Source organism: Christiangramia aquimixticola, assembly GCF_048285835.1.
In the GTDB taxonomy this organism is placed as follows: domain Bacteria; phylum Bacteroidota; class Bacteroidia; order Flavobacteriales; family Flavobacteriaceae; genus Christiangramia; species Christiangramia aquimixticola.
The window spans coordinates 1-380 of record NZ_JBLVTL010000054.1 but is presented as its reverse complement, the minus strand read 5'-3'; the positions used below and the strand labels follow the sequence as shown (position 1 = coordinate 380).

At 55.8% G+C, this 380-nt stretch carries 1 protein-coding gene; it reads left to right on the top strand.

The genetic code is table 11. From position 1 onward, the window contains the following. Positions 1–380 (top strand): hypothetical protein (locus tag ACNKXV_RS13465; RefSeq protein ID WP_417908246.1); only part of this gene is annotated, 380 nt, incomplete at both ends.

Sequence of the window (380 nt, the reverse complement as noted above, 5' to 3'; positions counted from 1 at the left end):
AGCAATCGAGATCACGGCAGCCAGCGATGAGAAAGTGTATGACGGCACGGCGCTTACTGACTCCGGCTCGGAAATCACCACCGGAAGCTTGGTCGCAGGCCATACGTATACCGCAACGGTAACCGGCAGCCAGACGGTTGTAGGCGAAAGTGCGAACGTGGCGAGTGTAGCGGTGATCAAAGACTCCTCGAATAACGATGTGACGTCCAACTACCAGATCAGCTATGTTGCCGGAACGCTCGAAGTAACAACAAGAGCAATCGAGATCACGGCAGCCAGCGATGAGAAAGTGTATGACGGCACGGCGCTTACTGACTCCGGCTCGGAAATCACCACCGGAAGCTTGGTCGCAGGCCATACGTATACCGCAACGGTAACCG